Origin of the sequence: Vibrio natriegens NBRC 15636 = ATCC 14048 = DSM 759, assembly GCF_035621455.1 — a bacterium.
Classification (GTDB): domain Bacteria; phylum Pseudomonadota; class Gammaproteobacteria; order Enterobacterales; family Vibrionaceae; genus Vibrio; species Vibrio natriegens.
In genome coordinates this window covers 597,514-615,291 of sequence record NZ_CP141823.1, presented here as the reverse complement: position 1 = coordinate 615,291, position 17,778 = coordinate 597,514, and the positions used below count along the sequence as shown (strand labels likewise).

Annotated in this window: 16 protein-coding genes; 4 read left to right on the top strand and 12 right to left on the bottom strand. The window is 46.5% G+C overall.

The genetic code is table 11. The features are described from left to right. Positions 1 to 116: 116 nt before the first annotated feature. From VER99_RS17270 to xdhA, 6 genes are all read right to left on the bottom strand, one after another. Positions 117 to 1,346 carry a urate hydroxylase PuuD gene (locus tag VER99_RS17270; protein WP_020334078.1) on the bottom strand — a complete coding sequence of 410 codons (1,230 nt, stop codon included), beginning with the start codon at positions 1,344 to 1,346 and terminating at the stop codon, positions 117 to 119. Positions 1,347 to 1,472: 126 nt separating this feature from the next. Next, positions 1,473 to 1,796, bottom strand: coding sequence for a hydroxyisourate hydrolase (gene uraH, locus VER99_RS17265; protein WP_020334079.1), 324 nt, complete (start codon positions 1,794 to 1,796; stop codon positions 1,473 to 1,475). Then, positions 1,793 to 2,284, bottom strand: a complete 492-nt coding sequence (locus tag VER99_RS17260) for a 2-oxo-4-hydroxy-4-carboxy-5-ureidoimidazoline decarboxylase (protein WP_020334080.1) — start codon at positions 2,282 to 2,284, stop codon at positions 1,793 to 1,795. The genes uraH and VER99_RS17260 overlap by 4 nt, the downstream gene beginning before the upstream one ends. After that, entirely contained in the window at positions 2,281 to 3,192 is a 912-nt protein-coding gene (xdhC, locus tag VER99_RS17255) for a xanthine dehydrogenase accessory protein XdhC (protein ID WP_020334083.1), read from the bottom strand. The genes VER99_RS17260 and xdhC overlap by 4 nt, the downstream gene beginning before the upstream one ends. Next, entirely contained in the window at positions 3,176 to 5,572 is a 2,397-nt protein-coding gene (xdhB, locus tag VER99_RS17250) for a xanthine dehydrogenase molybdopterin binding subunit (protein ID WP_020334084.1), read from the bottom strand. Before xdhB ends, xdhC begins: the two co-directional genes overlap by 17 nt. Further along, positions 5,565 to 6,977, bottom strand: a complete 1,413-nt coding sequence (gene xdhA, locus VER99_RS17245) for a xanthine dehydrogenase small subunit (protein ID WP_020334085.1) — start codon at positions 6,975 to 6,977, stop codon at positions 5,565 to 5,567. The genes xdhB and xdhA overlap by 8 nt, the downstream gene beginning before the upstream one ends. Before the next feature lie 551 nt (positions 6,978 to 7,528). Here xdhA and VER99_RS17240 point away from each other — a divergent pair. Beyond that, positions 7,529 to 8,170, top strand: a complete 642-nt coding sequence (locus VER99_RS17240; RefSeq protein WP_014233683.1) for a TetR/AcrR family transcriptional regulator — start codon at positions 7,529 to 7,531, stop codon at positions 8,168 to 8,170. A gap of 122 nt (positions 8,171 to 8,292) precedes the next feature. Here the strand turns inward: VER99_RS17240 and VER99_RS17235 are convergent, their stop codons facing one another. Continuing rightward, a complete protein-coding gene (locus VER99_RS17235) occupies positions 8,293 to 8,865 on the bottom strand; it encodes an NADPH-dependent FMN reductase (RefSeq protein WP_014233684.1) in 573 nt (190 codons plus the stop codon). 245 nt (positions 8,866 to 9,110) lie between these two features. Here VER99_RS17235 and VER99_RS17230 point away from each other — a divergent pair, with 245 nt between their 5' ends. Beyond that, on the top strand, positions 9,111 to 9,410 hold the full coding sequence (locus tag VER99_RS17230) for a hypothetical protein (RefSeq protein ID WP_020334086.1): 300 nt from the start codon (positions 9,111 to 9,113) through the stop codon (positions 9,408 to 9,410). 91 nt (positions 9,411 to 9,501) lie between these two features. On the opposite strand, the gene VER99_RS17225 is transcribed toward VER99_RS17230, so the two are convergent. The 3 genes from VER99_RS17225 to VER99_RS17215 form a co-directional block, all read right to left on the bottom strand. Then, positions 9,502 to 9,852, bottom strand: a complete 351-nt coding sequence (locus VER99_RS17225; protein ID WP_014233686.1) for a DUF3147 family protein — start codon at positions 9,850 to 9,852, stop codon at positions 9,502 to 9,504. 384 nt (positions 9,853 to 10,236) lie between these two features. Continuing rightward, positions 10,237 to 10,896, bottom strand: coding sequence for a hypothetical protein (locus tag VER99_RS17220; RefSeq protein ID WP_020334087.1), 660 nt, complete (start codon positions 10,894 to 10,896; stop codon positions 10,237 to 10,239). A 129-nt stretch (positions 10,897 to 11,025) separates the two neighbouring features. After that, complete coding sequence (locus VER99_RS17215; RefSeq protein ID WP_236614655.1) at positions 11,026 to 11,898, bottom strand: LysR family transcriptional regulator; 873 nt, start codon at positions 11,896 to 11,898, stop codon at positions 11,026 to 11,028. A gap of 172 nt (positions 11,899 to 12,070) precedes the next feature. On the opposite strand from VER99_RS17215, the gene hutH reads away from it, so the two are divergent. Both hutH and VER99_RS17205 read left to right on the top strand, forming a co-directional pair. After that, on the top strand, positions 12,071 to 13,564 hold the full coding sequence (hutH, locus tag VER99_RS17210; protein WP_020334089.1) for a histidine ammonia-lyase: 1,494 nt from the start codon (positions 12,071 to 12,073) through the stop codon (positions 13,562 to 13,564). A 14-nt stretch (positions 13,565 to 13,578) separates the two neighbouring features. Further along, on the top strand, positions 13,579 to 15,591 hold the full coding sequence (locus VER99_RS17205; RefSeq protein ID WP_020334090.1) for a urocanate hydratase: 2,013 nt from the start codon (positions 13,579 to 13,581) through the stop codon (positions 15,589 to 15,591). 83 nt (positions 15,592 to 15,674) lie between these two features. Here the strand turns inward: VER99_RS17205 and VER99_RS17200 are convergent, their stop codons facing one another. Next, a complete protein-coding gene (locus tag VER99_RS17200; RefSeq protein ID WP_014233705.1) occupies positions 15,675 to 16,196 on the bottom strand; it encodes a DUF2058 domain-containing protein in 522 nt (173 codons plus the stop codon). 157 nt (positions 16,197 to 16,353) lie between these two features. Next, the gene (locus VER99_RS17195) at positions 16,354 to 17,760 is read right to left on the bottom strand and encodes an aspartate aminotransferase family protein (RefSeq protein WP_020334091.1); all 1,407 of its coding nucleotides are present in this window, start codon (positions 17,758 to 17,760) and stop codon (positions 16,354 to 16,356) included. Positions 17,761 to 17,778 lie beyond the last annotated feature (18 nt).

Here is a 17,778-nt window from a genome sequence, read left to right as displayed (position 1 = left end):
AACCCGTCACTTTTTTGTTTTACACACACTTAATCGATTGAAATTACCTTAAAAAATTTACCATAAAAAAAACCACCTGGATTTCAGGTGGCTTCAATAGCGAGTGAGCAGAGAGGTTAATTCAACACTTCTTTCAGGCGTTGTCGCTCTTCGTCAGTCATCTTGGTTTTATTCAAAAATGGCATATCAGCACTTTCAACCGAGCGAACCAGAATTCTTGCTTTCCAGCGTTCGATATCTTGCCAGCTATCAAAAACGGCACCGCTTGGCGCGACCTTGAATACATCATCCGTTGGTGTAGAGCTATGACACTGGCTACAGCGCTCACTGATGATCTGTTTTGCGATCTTCTGTTCTTCAGTCAATGATACCTCAGTCGCTACTGCTGCATGTGGGCTGTCTGCATTGGCGACGGTAGGTTGTGTCGCGTTGCGAGAAGTCGACTGCCAGCTCACTAACACTGCCAGAACCATCATGGCACAGGCTCCGCTTAACAGAACGCTTGGTCTATTTTGCCCGATATGTTTGAGGTTAAAGTAATGGCGAATATACGCGCTGATGACCATAACGAAAAAGCCAATCAGCCAGTTGAGTGGATGTTGATAGATCATTGGATAGTGATTGCTGATCATCAAGAAGATTACTGGCAGAGTGAAGTAGTTGTTGTGAATAGAGCGGCGCTTTCCTTCTAAGCCTGGAGCGGGGTCCACGGTTTCCCCTGCGGTAACTTGCGCCACCATTTTACGTTGGCCAGGAATGATTTTGTGGAAGACGTTATTGACCATAATCGAGCCAATGAGCGCACCCATATGAATAAACGCACCTCTTCCGCTGAACAGTTGGGTAAAGCCGTAGAAAAACAGCGCACCAAACGCGAGTAGTGCCGTACTGAACAGCGCAGTGTTACGGCTCAAAGGTGAACGCATTAATGCTTCATAAACCACCACGCCCAGTAGAATGCCACCAACGCCAACCCCGACTGCTTGCAGAGAAGTTAGCTCCATGACACGAGGGTCAATCAGATACGCTTGGGCGTTGAAGTAGTACATCCAAATCATCAACGCAGAGCCAGTTAACCAGGTGGCGTAGGCTTCCCATTTAAACCAGTGCAGTTTTTCCGGGATTTTTTCCGGACCTACCTGATACTTGGCGACTTCGTAAAATCCACCACCATGTACTGCCCATAGGTCGCCTTTGATGCCTTTATCTTTTTTCCATTTTGGCGGTGTCTCTAAGTTATTATCCAGCCATGTGAAGTAAAAGCTTGCTCCAATCCATGCGACGCCACAGATCACATGAAACCATTTGATAAACAGCGCTAGCCATTCATACAGTTGCGGCCACATCGTAATATTCCTTTTTAAATTTTGATTCCTTGAACATGCGTTCGTTAAAGATTGTTCTTTGAGAGGGGGATTTGCCCAACTGCCTCACTGAAGAACAATCATCTCTTCTCTTTGGGGCGTTGCCCTCTAACTTCCTCGGTAGCTCGAATAAGAGAATGGGGATAGGAGAAGAGGAATGTGGTAGTTACCCTCGTCATAGACGTTGAAATTTACGTCTATAAGAGGAAAGAAAGCGCTACCAAACTGCGCATCACAATAAGGTGCGACAAGAAAGCGTAGCGTATAACCCTGTTTTTCCAAGATTAGCTCTGGGAACTTGGCGCGACCATCTTGATCGGTGGTGGCCTCCGCGAGACACATTTGGTCGTTGAGGCTAAATAACTGAACTTGAATACCAGCTGCGGGCTTTCCGTTTGCGGTATCTAACACGTGGCAACTGAGTTGTTTCATAACAAGGCTTCCATTCTGATTTTGCTGATTTTTTGTTGTTCTAGTGCTGCTTGATGTAGCTCTTCATCCCTCGAACGATTGATTCTGCCTTTGAGTAGGCTGAGCATCTCTTCTGCAGTCTTGTTGGTGGCACACACGATAAAAATGAATCCAAATTTGTCGTGGTATTTTCGATTGAGCGTAAGCAGTTCTTGCAACACATCGGTAGAAGCCTGTTTAACGTTCTTTTGCTCTTTTTCGCTGAGGTCTTTGCCTTGTGAGTACTTCTTTTTCAGGCTATTGAGATCACCAATCATCGGGTGACCTGCAAATGCTTCCAGCCAGTCGTTTTCTTTTAACTTGGTAAAGGCAATCTCTGCGCTACGAAGTAAAGAATCTATTGAGTCAAACGGCATGCGGATTTTCATTTCTTGCTGCCAACGTTGGCTGGTGCAAATTCTTTCCAGCTGTTCATCACTTAAGCTCAAGGCAAGGTTTACTGTACTCATTGATGATTTTCCCTGATATTTTTGCGTGCGAGATTGGCTTGTTGCCATTGTTCTTCGTTCTGTTGTTTTACATCGGGCTGCATTTCATTATGTTGTTTGTTAGCTTGATGTTGCTTAAACCGTTCCATCAATTGGGCTGATACTGAGACCGCCACTTCCATTGGTAATTTGCCCGTGATGTCTGGATTCCCAATCGGGCAGGTGAGCTGATCGAGCAAGTTGACGTTGCTCAGCTGTTCTTTAAGGCGGAACCTGAAACGTTGGCTTTTACCTTGTGAGCCAATTAAGCCCACATACGCAAAGCGCTTGCTTTCTAGCGCTTGCTGAGTCAGCTCAAAATCAAGCGCGTGGTCTTGCGTCATGATCAACACAAATGTGTTGTCTTTTAGTGTTTCAATCGCATCGACCGGATTGGCATGTAGCGACGTCTCTATTCCTTTTTGCGATAAAGGCGACAGCCATTCAGGGCGACTGTCGATGACTTTTACATGACAAGGTAATCCACTGAGGATGCTAGTGAGTGCCTGACAAACATGTCCGGCACCAAATATTGCAACCTGTGGCGTTTGTGTCTGGAAAAACTCGAACATCACTTGCACCGCTCCGCCACAGCATTGTCCAAGATCCGCAGACAGGGCAAAGCGTTCGATAATTGGTTCAGCGTGTTGAAGCTCTAGGTTTTCACGCGCTTTGGCGATCACCTGGTATTCGAGGTTGCCGCCGCCGAGCGTGTCGAATTGGCCTTGAGCAGAGATAACCATCTTCGCGCCACTGGATCGCGGCACTGATCCAACATAAGCCAGAACCGTTGCAATACAGTAAGCCTGACCTTGTTGCTCAAGTTGCTGGCAGGCGGCTAACCAGTTCATGCCCGGGTTCGACAGGTAGGCATCATTGTTCGACGACATAGGATTCCTCCTGCATTGATTGCTCTTCAAGCCACTGTTGCTGATGCTCGCAAGCGTTAAGGATTTCTTCACCTGTTGCTGGCGCGTGTAGTGCTGGAGCGCATTGATGTTGACTGATTGAGGCTACTGCATCGTAAATTGCGCACCAGACACTGTTCGCGTGCATGAATGGCGGCTCACCAACGGCTTTGGAACGGTAAATGCTGTATTCCGGATTGGCCTGATCGTACAGATCAACATGCATTTGTTTCGGGTAGTCACCGATGGTCGGGATCTTGTAATTCATCGGGCTGTTGCTTAGCAGGTGACCATTCTCACCCCAAACCAATTCCTCTGTGGTTAGCCAGCCCATGCCCTGAATGAATGCACCTTCAATTTGTCCTTTATCAATCGCCGGATTCAGGCTGTTACCCACATCATGAAGAATGTCGACTTTTTCAACGCGCATTTCGCCAGTTAGAGTGTCGATCGTGACTTCTGAACACGAGGCTCCAAGGGCAAAATAAAAGAACGGACGACCCGTTGCGGTACTTCGGTCATAACCAATTTTTGGTGTTTGGTAGAATCCGCTTGCAGAGAGCGAAATACGGTTCATATACGCCAACTGAACTAACTCTGCCCAACTGACGGGTTGTTGGTATTTCGGTGATGATTCAATACCGACAAGCTCACCGTTGACAATGTCTGCCTCTTCGACTTGATAATGTTCACAAGCGAAATCAAGTAAGCGTTGTTTGATTTCCATCGCTGCATTGTGCGCCGCCATACCGTTAAGATCGGCACCAGAAGACGCCGCTGTTGGCGAGGTATTTGGCACTTTATCTGTGCGGGTTGATGTGACAAGCACCTTGTTAATATCAATACCGAAAGACTGAGCAACAATCTGCTGAATCTTCGTATGCAGTCCTTGGCCCATTTCTGTCCCGCCGTGTGATACCTGAAGTGTCCCATCGGTGTAAACATGGATCAGAGCACCCGCTTGGTTAAGGTGTGTTGCCGTAAACGCAATCCCAAATTTAAGCGGAGTTAAAGCCAGACCTTTTTTCAGCACTGGGTTACTTTGGTTCCACTGACTAATTGCCTCGCGGCGAGCGCGGTAGTCACTTTGCTTCTCAAGCTGTCGCATGATATCCAACATTGCGTCATGCTGTTCGACTTCCATACCATACGGTGTGATTTGTGCTCCATCGCGATATAGATTTTTGTAGCGAACGTCGAGCGCATCCTGGCCGACTTGAAGCGCTAAATCCTGCATCGCTTTTTCAATCACGATCATGCCCTGAGGTCCACCAAAACCACGGAATGCAGTGTGGGAAACCATATCGGTTTTGAGCCTGTTGCCAACCACACATGCCTGGCCGAGTGAGTAAGCGTTATCGGCATGGAACATGGCACGATCGACAATTGCGTCGGAGAGGTCAGGCGAGTGACCACATAAACCGTTTACTTCGATGTTTGCGGCGATGATTTGGCCTTGAGCGTCTGCCGCAAGCTGGTAACGGTTGTAGAAAGGATGACGCTTACCAGTGACCGTCATATCGAGTGAGCGAGGAAGACGCATTTTTACTGCTCGTTTTGTATGGTGTGCCCCAAGCGCTGCCAGACACGCCCATTGAGCCGCCTGACTTTCTTTACCACCAAAGCCTCCGCCCATACGACGCATATCAACTGTGACTCGGTTAAAATCAATGTCTAATACTTCAGCGACCAACTTCTGAACTTCAGACGGGTTTTGAGTAGAAGAACGCAAGAATATGCCACCATCTTCGGTTAATTCTGCAAGACTTACCTGACCTTCCAAATAGAAGTGTTCCTGACCACCGACATGGATATCGCCGTGAATATAAACCGGCGCTTGGTCAAAAACTTGTTGTTCGACTTTTTTACCCATCTGGTGAGTAGGCAAGAGGGGATCTTGTGATGCGGCTTTTGGATACGTCAGCGCCAGATCGCCCGTTTCGGTGTACTCCACTTTCGCCAGGTTTGCGGCTTTCCATGCTAGCTCATGTGTGGTCGCCAGAATGAGGGCAATAGGCTGTCCGAAGTACTTAATCTCGTTATTTATCGCCAGTAAGGGATCGCCTTTGAAAATGGTACCAATGTCCTTTTCTCCGGGAATCGAGGTCTCTGTCAGTACTTTAACGACACCTTCAGCGCGCTCAACCTCCGATAAGTCGAGCTGAGTAATCTGACCTTTGGCGATGGTGCTGGTCACAACAGCCGCATGTACGCATCCAGCGGGAGTAGCGTAATCATCAACATAGAGCGCTTCACCGCTGACCTGCTTATCGGCACTTTCGTGCTTGTAAGATTTCCCTACGACTTGTTGGGATTCAGGGAGTATGGTTTGCCCCGATTCAACCTGAGTTAACTTACGCATCTTGCACCAACCTTGTCTCAATGCTCTGAGACTCCAAATAAAAACGTTTAAGCAGGTTCTGAACCAACTTGACTCGATAAGTATTACTGCCTCGCACATCACTCAGTGGCTGAATCACCTGAGGTACCATTTCCTGAGCTTGCTGAACGACAGAAAGCGACAATGGCTTACCAATAAATAGCGCTTCTAACTGGCTAAGGCGTACCGATTTTGCGGCTACTCCGCCAGCCGAGATGATACAGTTGGTGACGCATTGGTTAGCGGCAAACGCCATGTTCAGTCCCAATGTGACTGTCGCGATGTCATCTTCGTAGCGTTTGCTGACCTTATAGATAGCGTGGCGTTCGTTTTTAGCCAGCTGTGGTAAGTGAATCGCGCTGATCCACTGGTTAGGCTGAAGCGCTGTCTGACGGTAACCCGTAATGTATTCTTCCGGCGCCAGTAACACTTTGTCTTCGCCATCATCTAATTCAATCAGACCATGCAAGCTGATAAGTAGTGGGGCAATATCGCCAATTGGTGAAGCGTGGCCGAGACTGCCTCCAAGCGTTGCTCTGTGGCGAATAGTCAAACTACCCAAGCGCTCAATCACTTCATCAGCGGTTGGGAAATGCTGTTTAATGAATTCATGAACCTGCGTCATCGGAACTGCCGCACCAATGCGCCAGCCTGCCGAAGTTTCTGTGATTGTCAGTAAGTCATCGACGTGGGATAAGTCGATCAGTTGCGCCAGAGGTTTGTGTTGCTGAGTCACCTCTAATGATAAATCCGTGCCGCCTGCGATCATTTTTGCCTCTGGCATCTCTTTGATTGCCTGAGCGAGTTGCTGACGGTTCTTTGGTCGCGCATAGTTCGGCTCATTTGTGTCTGCAACTGAGGCCATCCATGTTTTTACGTTAGCTTCATGAACGCTAAGCGGATCATCTATATGGCATGCCGCAATCGAGTTTGCGGCTTCAATCAATGGACCGTAACCCGTGCATCGGCACAGGTTGCCAGAGAGATAATGGGTTGGGTTGTGAGGCGCGACTTCTTGCTTTGACAGCGCATAGAGAGACATCACAATTCCCGGCGTACAAAAGCCACATTGAGAGCCGTGATGATCGACAACCGCTTGCTGCACAGGATGAAGTTGGTTGTTTTGTTTTAGGTGCTCGACGGTAATGATCTGTTTACCGTGCAGAGCATGAATCGGCGTGATGCAGGCGTTGATTTGTCGATAACTCAGTTTATCTGCGTCATCAGTATCAACAACGACTACCGTACAAGCGCCACAATCACCACTGGCACACCCTTCTTTAGAGCCTGTCATGTGTTTTTGTTCACGCAAGTAGTTCAAAAGCATGGTGTCTGCTTTTGCTGATGCCACTTTGACGACATCATTATTAATCATGAGCTCTAACATAACTTCCTCTATTCATTATTGTTAAAAACCTGTCCATGTGGTCAACTCAAGAGCCCCAAATAGCTCGCGCAGTCTTGGCGAAAGCACAAGCTAAGGATGAATCTGTTATTTGTTTCGTCTTTGCATAACTGGCCGACTGGTTGGTATTAGCCAGTTGGTATGAGTACTAAAGCAAAAACCTGACCAATTGGTCGTATTTTTAAAAATAACTTTCCACTTTTAGCTTGAAGGCTTATATATCAAGCATAATATGCGTGCCAGAAAACCCCAATAATTTGGGGGGAACTGATGAGGCGACTGGATTGTGTACAATTTTGGTGCTAACTCTTGTATACATTGCACTCATTTGATGCAGGTCTTGTTTGCTGAGTAATTCGTAACCCCGATATCAGCGGTTCGCTGAGCGCTCTCTGGGTTGGCGCGTATTTTGTAAAGAACTTTGTAGATAGGTTTATGAGTGTAAAGAGGCCAATGAGTATTTTAGCCAGCGATGCTGAACAGCGATTTACTACGATTGGTGAAGGCAAAAAGTCGAAAGATAAGGAGTCAACTTGACGGTAGAAGCAGGGCAAACGAAACGAGCGAATGTCGGTGAGATCAGACGGCGTAATGAAGAGCTAATCTTACAAGCTGCGGCAGATGAGTTCGTTAAGCATGGCTACAAAGGCACCTCTGTTCAGGCTATTGCAGACAGAGTGAACCTACCAAAAGCGAACCTGCTGTACTACTTCAAGTCAAAAACTGGCATCTATAAGGCGTTATTGAAAGACATTCTCACGCTATGGAATGACGGTTTTTCGGAACAAGCCGCCATGCTACCGCCAGAGGTAGTGCTAAGAAATTACATCGTCGGTAAGATGCAATACAGCCGCACACACCCAAAAGAATCGAAAATCTTCGCACAAGAGATCATTCAAGGTGCGCCGATTATTGCGGATTCCATTCAGTTCCCAATGGTGAACTGGGCGGCAGGCAAAGCAACGATTATTCAATCCTGGATCGATAAGGGATTGATTCGTCCGGTCGAGCCTTTGCACTTGTTGTTTTTGATCTGGGGAGCGACCCAATTTTACGCCGACTTTGATACCGAAATCAGGCTGATTAAAGGTGGCCCCCTGTCGACAGAAGAATTTGAAAAAGCGCAGGAGTTTGTCGTTGATATGGTGTTAAGGGGCCTCAGAGTGACAGGGTAGTCGTGGTCGCATTCGCGTAAAAATGGCAGCGTACTGAGTTATTTCATATATAGTATCAGCGCCGCCATTTTTTATTCTGCTCTGTGTTAGCTATCCCCAAAGATTGAGTGCAGCTATGTCTTTTACGATTTTCTTGGAAGTACCGTGAGTACACGGACGATGAAGGCATGTAACTCAACCATGTAGTTACTCAGGAATTCTGCTGTACTCTCATCGGTCACCACGCCATCTTCAGTAATGAGTCCCGGCTTAAATTGCACGTAAGCTTCGACCGTATTCATCAGCGGGGAGTTACAAAAACACAATACGCTGCGCAGACTTTGTTGCGCTAAGGCAGTCCCGATCGAACCGGGAGACGTACCGATTACACCTGAAGGTTTGGCTGTAAATGAGTTGTGTCCCCATGGACGACTCGCCCAGTCTATAGCGTTTTTCAACGCCCCTGGTATTGAACGGTTATACTCTGGAGTCACAAACAGAACACCATCGACATCGGCGATAGCTTGCTTGAAATCTCGTGCTACTTGAGGAAAGTCGGCATCATAATCGGGACTATAAAGGGGCAAATCTTTGATTGGGATCTCTACTAATTCAAGTTCCGGCGGTGCCAAACGCGCCAGTGCTTTGGCTAACATTCTGTTAATTGAGTTTGAAGACAAACTACCGACGAAGTAGCCAACTTTGTATTGTGCCATGTTATTTATCTCCTTCTTCGAACCTTATGCCCAACGTTAAACCATGTGCTTTTGTCGCAATCTATCGACTAGTTTTGCTCCATGAAAAGTGTAGTTCAAACGCATGGCGAATATCTTTTGTTTGTCAGTTTTTGGTTCAAAAAAGGGCTATTCAGGAACGTATCAGAGATGTGGGCTACAGTATAAAACGATGGTGAAAGGCGGTACACGTGCCATCTAGACAGGTAAAAATAACGGAGGAGATTATGAAAATATCTAAAGTATGTATACCTGTGCTTTTTGCTGGACTCGCAACCCTATTTGCATCGTTTACTTATGCGGGCCCACCGATCCAATCTATGACCATAGAATGCAACTGGGGAACCTTGACCATGGAAATGATCAAAGAGCAAAATTTTGATCAGGGAGGTCATTCAGCGGATCCTTCGGGTGATGGTCATGGTCCAGGCACTGTTGATGAGCCGAGAAAAGGGCTCGCTAATGTCGTTGAGCAAGGAAACTTGCAATATACATGTCAGCTGATTGAAGAGCTTTTATCTCAGTAAACAGTTTGGCATTAGATATTTAGCCCACTTCGGTGGGCTTTTTACTGCCTAGTGTTTCGGATGGTATGAGTCACGCTGTTTTGCTCAAGCTTTACAACAAGTTGATCCCAAACTGCTTTACCAACATATGAGTAAGGCCAAAGCAAACAATGGATACTAAGCAGCTTATTAGCAATGTGACCCAAAAAGAGTATTTAGCCAACAAGTAAGGAAAGAGCAGAAACATGGGTAACGTTGGTAGTACATACCAGAAAGTATAAAACGCATGATTAGAGAGTTTGTGGCTTCCCTGTCCCTCAATGTACATCCAGATCAAAGCTAAGATTGTGACTGTCGGTAAAGCCGCAACTAAAGCACCTAATTTATCGCTTCGTTTTGCGACTTCAGAAATCAAAACGACAACAGCCGCGGTGGTAAGGTACTTTATAACAATCCAAAGCATTCGTGGTCTCCTTGCCCAAAACGAAAGAATTGCATGATTCAGCGTAATGACACTTAGGTTGTATTAACCGTTTATATAAGAAAACACCTTGAAGTCACAATTACTTTTTAACGTTTTATTTACAAGTAAATAAGATCGTCATCATCAAACCATGATAGCTCTTGGGGTGCTTTCTCTCATTGAATGACTGCACCGGTTATTTTAGGGTTTGGAGAGCCTTCAGTTTTAAAGCGACTTTGATACCAAAAGCTTGATGAACGAAGGCGGGCTATTTATCAATCAATAGAAGGCTTTGAAAACGCTTAGGCGTTCTTGGTTGAATTGATTTTAAGGGGCATGAGACAGAGTCGCTTGTGAGTCGAATATACTGATTTATTCCACTATTCACTCTACCATTTCCTTTAGTTGACTGAGCTGTGGTTGAGGGGCTTTCCAGCTGAGTTCGAACACGATTTTTTTCAGAACCGCTGCTTTTGTATTTTCGTCATGCAAATTTGCTACGTTTTCCTGTAGGAGTGTTTTAATTTCATAGACTTGATGAAAAGAGGGATACACCTCTTCGGCCAAATCGAGGTAGTTTATTGCATTTGCAAAGTCTTCACTCACTAAAGCGTCAAAAGCTTTTGCCTCATATTCAATTGCCGATTGATATTTCGATTTGTTTTTCTGGACGCTTGTGATGGTTGCGATGCCAATTTTACCTACACTGCTTACATTCTCTTCTGTTGAACTCGCGAGGCCGTTAAACAGCTGCTCGGTTTCGGATTCATCGAGAACCAAAGCAATCAGATTAGTGGTAAGAACAACATGCTTTTCATCATCAACCAGTAAATCAGGCATGAGTTTATTAATAAATTCATACCGCGATGTATTTTCTTTGGATTTCTCTAGCTCAAAGGTCTTTTGTTTTAAGTCTGCTTCCACCTTTTTGACATAGGCGTCAATTTCTTGCATTTCAGCATTTAGATTGAAATTCATGACGCTAAGAATAATGGTGATGATTGACGAGCATACGCCAATCCAAACCGTAATTTTATCTGACATGATAACTAAGAGCTCGCTAATCAAATTGCTTCAATTATAGTAATAAATATGTGATTTAGAGCATATGGTTCGCGAGGATGGACATATTCGTAACCTCTAATCGCTTTTTAGCCTATCTATGCCTGATTATCAGTTAGCGCCGTGACAGCGCTTTATTTCTGAAATCAGCGCTTTAGCCAATGGTGAAGCCGAGTTGTTTTTTAACGTGATCAGCATGACCGGAATTTGATAGGTGTACTTTTCCGGCAGGATAGGCTTGAACAACCCCTTGTCGACCCAATTGCTGGCGTAGTGCTCGGGCAGGTAACCGATAAACGCGCCGGATAAAATGAGATGAGCAATTCCCTCATCGTGATAGGCGGTAGCGCTGTTTTGGTAATTCAGTGCATCGTTGCGAGTTTCCTTATCTCGCATATAGTTACTGGTGATCACTTCTGCTTGTTGTAAAAGAATCTTGATTTCAGAAGGCTTACAGTCGAACAGCGGGTGGCCTTTACCGCAATACAAATAGTTGGTTTCATTGTGCAGCGGATAGTAATCCAGTCCCCTTAATTGGTGGCGACTGACGCCGATCCCGACCAGCGAGCGGCCATTGGCTACGGACGTTTCAACTTCGCGTGCTTCACAGACGTTAATGTCGAACTGTAAGTTGTTGCTTCGGCTTTTTAATGACGACACTACCTCTGACACGCGGCAGCGCGGATCGTTGACTAAGGTGTCAATCATGGCAATCGTTGCTCGACCCGAGAGTTCGTTTTTCGAACTTGCGACGGTCGCAGCAAAAGCTTCACACTGCTGAAGTAACTCCAGCGATGCCTGATAAGTCACATGCCCCGCCTCTGTCACCTCAAAACCGCTTCGGCCACGTTTACACAGCTTAAGTCCAAGACGCAACTCCAAATCAGACAAATGTGAGCTAATGGTTGAACGCCCAATGTTTAGGCGGGATTCTGCAGCTGATAAACCACCGCATTCGACGATAGCGACGAATATCCTCAGCATACGTAAATCGACATCTTGAACCTGCATGGAGTGACCTCTTTTTATGTTGGCTTGTTAGTTCGATAAAATCGGAATGAACTACGAACATTATGCTTTTATAAAACATCCAGAGCAAGCTAGCATAGGTCCATAAGTAACGTGATAGCAAAATATCGTATGTTAGGAGAACAAAATGACGTTTAGATATGGTGTAGACCGACTAAACCTAGATATCGTAAATGGAATTGCTGACGGCAGCATCAAAGCGGAACTGTGTGAAGAAGCGCTGGATAAGATCAATGCAAGTCGTCGTAATGTAGACATCATCGCTGCATCTGATAAGGCGGTGTACGGCATCAATACTGGTTTCGGTCCTCTATGTGATACGCAAATCTCACCTGAAGAAACGCATCTACTACAAAAAAACCTCCTGATTACTCATGCGGTTGGTGTTGGTGAGCCAATTGCTAAACCAATCTCAAAACTGATGCTGATTACTAAGGTACATGCGTTAAGTCAGGGCTACTCGGGCATTCGCCTAGAAGTGGTTCAGCGTATGTTGGCGTTTATCGAACTAGACCTTATCCCAGTTGTACCGGAGCAAGGCTCAGTTGGCGCATCAGGCGACTTAGCGCCTCTTTCTCACCTGTTTTTACCATTGATTGGTGAAGGCGAATTCTGGCAGGGAGACCGCATTGTTCCTGCAGCGGAAGCGCTTCGTGAAAACGGCCTAGAGCCTCTTGAGCTGCATGCTAAAGAAGGTTTGGCACTGATCAACGGCACACAGTTCATCTTGTCACATGCGATTACCGCGCTAACAAAAATGCGTTATCTGCTGGATCTGGCTGATTTGGCTGGCGCGATGAGCATTGAGGGCATGCAAGGCAGTGGCTCGCCATTCAGAGAAGAGCTTCACCTAACGCGTGCGTTCGCAGGTAACATTGAAGTGGCAGCGCGTATGCGCCGTTTCTTCGAAGGTTCTGAGAACATGGCTTCTCATGCTGATTGTGTTCGCGTGCAAGACCCATATTCATTGCGTTGTATTCCACAGGTACACGGTGCTTCTCGCAACGCCTTTAACCACTTAAAAGAGCTGGCTGAAATCGAAATGAACTCTGTGACTGATAACCCGATCGTTATCAGTTCTGAAGAAGCAATTTCAGGTGGTAGCTTCCATGGTCAACCTCTGGCGATGGTATTGGATTACGCTTCAATCGCAGCTGCGGAGCTGGGCAATATTGCAGACCGTCGTTGTTACCTGCTTCTTGAGGGCTTGCACGGTCTGCCGCGTCTGTTGACCTCATCTGGTGGTCTTAACTCGGGCATGATGATTCCGCAATACGCGACAGCTGCACTGGTTACTGAAAACAAATCACTCTGTTTCCCACCGTCTGCTGACAGCGTGCCGACTTCAATGGGTCAGGAAGATCACGTTTCTATGGGTAGTATTTCGGGTCGAAAACTGAACCAAATCTTAGGTAATTTGGAAAAGATTTTTGGCATTGAGCTGATGTACGCTGCACAGGCGATAGAGTTCAGACGTCCGCACAAATGTTCAGATCTGATTGAAGAAAACTTCCAGATTATTCGTGAGAAAGTTGCCAAGCTAGAAGAAGACCGCCTGCTTAAGCCTGATATCGATGCGATGATCACACTGGTTAAAACACAAGCATTTAACGTGAACTAAGGGAGACTCACAAAATGGAAACAGTATTAAATTTTCAAGACCAGATTAAGCAAGGTATCCCTAGTACACTGCCGGAAGCAAAGCCTTATCCGGAAGGCGTAAACCGCGCGCCAAAGCGTAAAGACATTCTGAGCCCAGAAGAAAAGCAGCTCGCTATTCGTAATGCATTGCGTTACTTCCCGAAAGAGTGGCATCAGGAACTGGCAGCGGAGTTTGCTCAAGAGCTGAAAGATTTCGGTCGTATTTACATGTACCGCTTCAAGCCAAGCTACAACATGAAAGCGCGCTCTATTTCAGATTATCCAGCCAAGTGTGAGCAGGCAGCGGCCATCATGCTGATGATCGACAACAACTTAGATCCTGCAGTAGCACAGCACCCAGAAGAGCTTATCACTTACGGTGGTAACGGCGCGGTATTCCAGAACTGGGCGCAATATCTGCTGACCATGAAATACCTAAGTGAGATGGAAAGCGACCAGACGTTGCACTTGTACTCTGGTCACCCTATGGGGCTGTTCCCGTCGTCTGAAGAGGCACCGCGCGTTGTTGTGACTAACGGCATGATGATCCCGAACTACTCGAAGCCAGATGACTGGGAAAAATTCAACGCATTAGGCGTGACTCAATACGGTCAGATGACGGCTGGCTCGTTCATGTACATCGGTCCACAAGGTATCGTACATGGCACCACAATCACGGTAATGAACGCGTTCCGTAAGGTTTTGGAAAAAGGTCAAAGCCCACAAGGTAAGATCTTCCTGACTGCTGGTCTTGGCGGTATGAGCGGTGCGCAGCCTAAAGCAGGTAACATCGCAAACTGTATTACTGTGTGTGCAGAAGTGAACCCGAAAGCGGCGATTAAGCGTCACGAACAAGGTTGGGTTGATGAGCTAGTTGATAACATGGACGCACTGGTTGAGCGTGTTCGCAAAGCTCAGGCTAATGAAGAAGTGGTGTCGATTGCCTTTATCGGTAACGTGGTTGATGTATGGGAAGCTTTCTACGAGAAGGAAATCTTTGTACATCTGGGTTCGGACCAGACGTCACTACACAACCCTTGGTCAGGCGGTTACTACCCGGTTGATATCAGCTACGAAGAGTCTAACCGTCTAATCCGTGAAGAGCCTGAAGTGTTCAAGGTAAAAGTACAAGAGACTCTCAAGCGTCATGCTGATGCGGTAAACAAACACACAGCTCGTGGTACTTACTTCTTTGACTACGGTAATGCCTTCTTGCTTGAAGCTTCTCGCGCTGGTGGCGATGTGATGGCTGAAAACGGCATCGACTTTAAATACCCATCATACGTGCAGGACATTCTTGGTCCTATGTGTTTTGACTACGGTTTTGGTCCATTCCGTTGGGTTTGTACTTCAGGTAAACCAGAAGATCTGGACAGAACCGATGAAATTGCTGCGGAAGTGCTAAGCAAGATCATGGAAGAGTCACCAGAAGAAATTCAGCAACAGATGCAAGACAACATTACTTGGATCAAAGATGCGAAACAGAACAAACTGGTTGTAGGCTCACAAGCCCGTATTCTTTACGCGGATGCGCAAGGTCGTATGGAAATCGCGAAAGCGTTTAACGATGCGATCAATCGCGGCGAAATCGGTCCTGTGGTTCTTGGTCGTGACCACCACGATGTAAGTGGTACTGACTCACCGTTTCGTGAAACGTCGAACATCTACGATGGCAGCCGCTTTACTGCTGACATGGCGATTCACAACGTAATCGGGGATGGTTTCCGTGGCGCGACTTGGGTTTCTATCCATAACGGCGGCGGTGTAGGCTGGGGTGAAGTGATCAACGGTGGCTTTGGTATGTTGCTTGACGGCAGTGACAGCGCTGAGCGCCGATTGAAGTCTATGCTTTTGTTCGATGTTAACAACGGTATCGCACGTCGTAGCTGGGCACGTAACAAAGAAGCTAATTTTGCGATTCAACGTGAAATGGAAAGAACACCGAAGCTTAAGGTGACGTTAGCGAACCAAGTTGATGACGACATTATCGAAAACTTGTGTTTCTAATTAACTTGAAAGCAAGATAACAATAGAAAGAAACAAAAAAAGGCAGCGAATTTCGCTGCCTTTCGTTTTTAGGTGTTGGTGAATTACCACATCAAATCATCAGGAACGACGAACTCTGCATATGGGTCATCTTCTGCAGGAATGTCGGCTTCAGGTTCTTTTTGATCGATAATCACAGATTCGTCACGCTGCGCAATTTTGTTTGCCACGCCACGAGGGATAACCACATAGCTCTCGCCTACAATCGCAATAGCCAGAATACCTTTGATCAACTGTTCACGAATCAGAGAATCAACGTAGAGTGATTTCACCAGAGTGCCGTCGGTAAAGTTGTATTTGATGTCGCCATCTTTCAAATCAACTTTGTTCATTTCGATCAGTTGATTGATTTGCGCTTTGATCTCTTTACTCAAACGTTCAGCATTCTGTTGTTCGCTCAACGCTTTATCTCGTTCTAACTGCTGGCGTTTGCTCTCTTCAACGGCCGCTTTGACTTCGCGTGCCTGAACGCGGGATTTTTTAGAGCCTTTTTTCGCTTTCTTGAGTTTTTTCTCGTTAACCAAGCCAGCTTTTAGCATTTGTTCTTGAAGGGTTAGTTTTGCCATGTTTAATCCAGTTAATACGCAATTTTGGCTATTTTAACCAGTCCTGATCAGCAATAAAAGAGTGAGGAAGGGAAGTGGGGCGAATATCCTAATAAAATGCCGGCTTTTGAGGTAAAAGCCGGCGTGTCATGCTCAGTATGTGTCACGTTTAAGGTGTTTACTTCGCGTTCCAAGTCTTAGAGGTGACGAGGTTATCCATCACTTTGTTAACCGCTCGGTGCGCTTTAGCCACGATAGTGTCGACATCGTTACGACTGGTGATAAGCGCTGGGGCAAAGCCCAGAATATCACCATGAGGCATAGCCCTTGCGATCAGGCCGACTTCCAGGCAGGCGGCCGAGACTTGCGGACCCACTTTTAAATTGGGATCAAAGTGCGCGCGACGCAGTTTGTCTGGCGAGAACTCCAGTGCATGCAGTAAACCGATACCTCGAGAATCGCCGACGAGAGGATGATCTTGGAAGGTTTCCGTCATACGTTGTTGCAAATAAGCGCCCACATCTGCTGCGTTTTGAACTAAGCCTTCTCGCTCAATGATATCTAAGTTGCAGTTCGCCGCCGCTGCCCCCATTGGATGCCCTGAATAGGTATATCCATGGCCGATTGCGCCCCATAGGTCGGTACCGTTTTCCAGAACATTCCAAACTTGTTCGCCGACAATCACGCCTGAAAGAGGCTGGTATGCCGATGTTAAGCCTTTTGCAACTGTAATAAGGTCTGGCTTCATGTCATAGTGGAGTGAGCCAAAATCAGAGCCCAAACGACCAAAGCCACACACTACTTCATCGGCGATCAACAGAACATCGTATTTATCGAGAACTTTACGGATTGCTTGCCAATAGCCTTGTGGCGGAGGGACGATACCACCAGTTCCAAGCACTGGTTCGGCAATCATTGCTGCGACGGTGTCAGGCCCTTCGGCGAGGATCATTGACTCAAGCTGATCCGCACAGTATTGCGAAAATTCTAGCTCTGATAGTGAATCATCTTCACGGCGGTAATAGTAGGGGGCCATGGTGTGATTGATGCGTTCCAGCGGTAGATCAAAGTGGGCGTGGAACAGTGGTAAACCAGTCATCGAACCTGAAGCGATACTTGAACCATGGTAAGCGCGATCTCGTGAGATGATCTTTTTCTTGTCAGGGAGGCCACGGACATTATTGTAGTACCAGACTAATTTGAGCTGGGTTTCATTCGCATCACTACCGGACATACCGTAGTAAACTTTGCTCATTCCGTCCGGTGCCATTTTGATAATGCGGTCTGAGAGTTTAACCAAGGCTTCATTGGTGTGCCCAACATAGGTATGGTAATAAGCCAACTCTTTCGCTTGCTCGTATATCGCTTCCGCCATCTCTTTTCTGCCATAACCAATGTTTACGCAATACAAGCCAGCAAATCCGTCGATAAGCTCAGTGCCTTCTGAGTCGGTGATTCGAATGCCTTGTCCGCTTGATATGATTCTGCCCGGAAGCTCACCAGCCGAGTATTGCTTGAGGTGGGTTGAGGCATGAAAAACACGTTGACGATCGATCTCCAGTAGTTGTTGTGTTTTATTGTTCATAGTCCTTCTCCTGTTTAT

What these genes read in the sequence shown, in the direction of transcription:
- VER99_RS17270 (WP_020334078.1), bottom strand. Translation starts at nt 1,346, where the DNA reads ATGTGGCCGCAACTGTATGAATGGCTAGCGCTGTTTATCAAATGGTTT.
- VER99_RS17260 (WP_020334080.1), bottom strand. Translation starts at nt 2,284, where the DNA reads ATGAGTACAGTAAACCTTGCCTTGAGCTTAAGTGATGAACAGCTGGAA.
- uraH (WP_020334079.1), bottom strand. Translation starts at nt 1,796, where the DNA reads ATGAAACAACTCAGTTGCCACGTGTTAGATACCGCAAACGGAAAGCCC.
- VER99_RS17205 (WP_020334090.1), top strand. Translation starts at nt 13,579, where the DNA reads ATGGAAACAGTATTAAATTTTCAAGACCAGATTAAGCAAGGTATCCCT.
- xdhA (WP_020334085.1), bottom strand. Translation starts at nt 6,977, where the DNA reads ATGTTAGAGCTCATGATTAATAATGATGTCGTCAAAGTGGCATCAGCA.
- VER99_RS17225 (WP_014233686.1), bottom strand. Translation starts at nt 9,852, where the DNA reads ATGCTTTGGATTGTTATAAAGTACCTTACCACCGCGGCTGTTGTCGTT.
- VER99_RS17230 (WP_020334086.1), top strand. Translation starts at nt 9,111, where the DNA reads ATGAAAATATCTAAAGTATGTATACCTGTGCTTTTTGCTGGACTCGCA.
- VER99_RS17200 (WP_014233705.1), bottom strand. Translation starts at nt 16,196, where the DNA reads ATGGCAAAACTAACCCTTCAAGAACAAATGCTAAAAGCTGGCTTGGTT.
- VER99_RS17215 (WP_236614655.1), bottom strand. Translation starts at nt 11,898, where the DNA reads ATGCTGAGGATATTCGTCGCTATCGTCGAATGCGGTGGTTTATCAGCT.
- VER99_RS17195 (WP_020334091.1), bottom strand. Translation starts at nt 17,760, where the DNA reads ATGAACAATAAAACACAACAACTACTGGAGATCGATCGTCAACGTGTT.
- VER99_RS17220 (WP_020334087.1), bottom strand. Translation starts at nt 10,896, where the DNA reads ATGTCAGATAAAATTACGGTTTGGATTGGCGTATGCTCGTCAATCATC.
- VER99_RS17235 (WP_014233684.1), bottom strand. Translation starts at nt 8,865, where the DNA reads ATGGCACAATACAAAGTTGGCTACTTCGTCGGTAGTTTGTCTTCAAAC.
- xdhB (WP_020334084.1), bottom strand. Translation starts at nt 5,572, where the DNA reads ATGCGTAAGTTAACTCAGGTTGAATCGGGGCAAACCATACTCCCTGAA.
- hutH (WP_020334089.1), top strand. Translation starts at nt 12,071, where the DNA reads ATGACGTTTAGATATGGTGTAGACCGACTAAACCTAGATATCGTAAAT.
- xdhC (WP_020334083.1), bottom strand. Translation starts at nt 3,192, where the DNA reads ATGTCGTCGAACAATGATGCCTACCTGTCGAACCCGGGCATGAACTGG.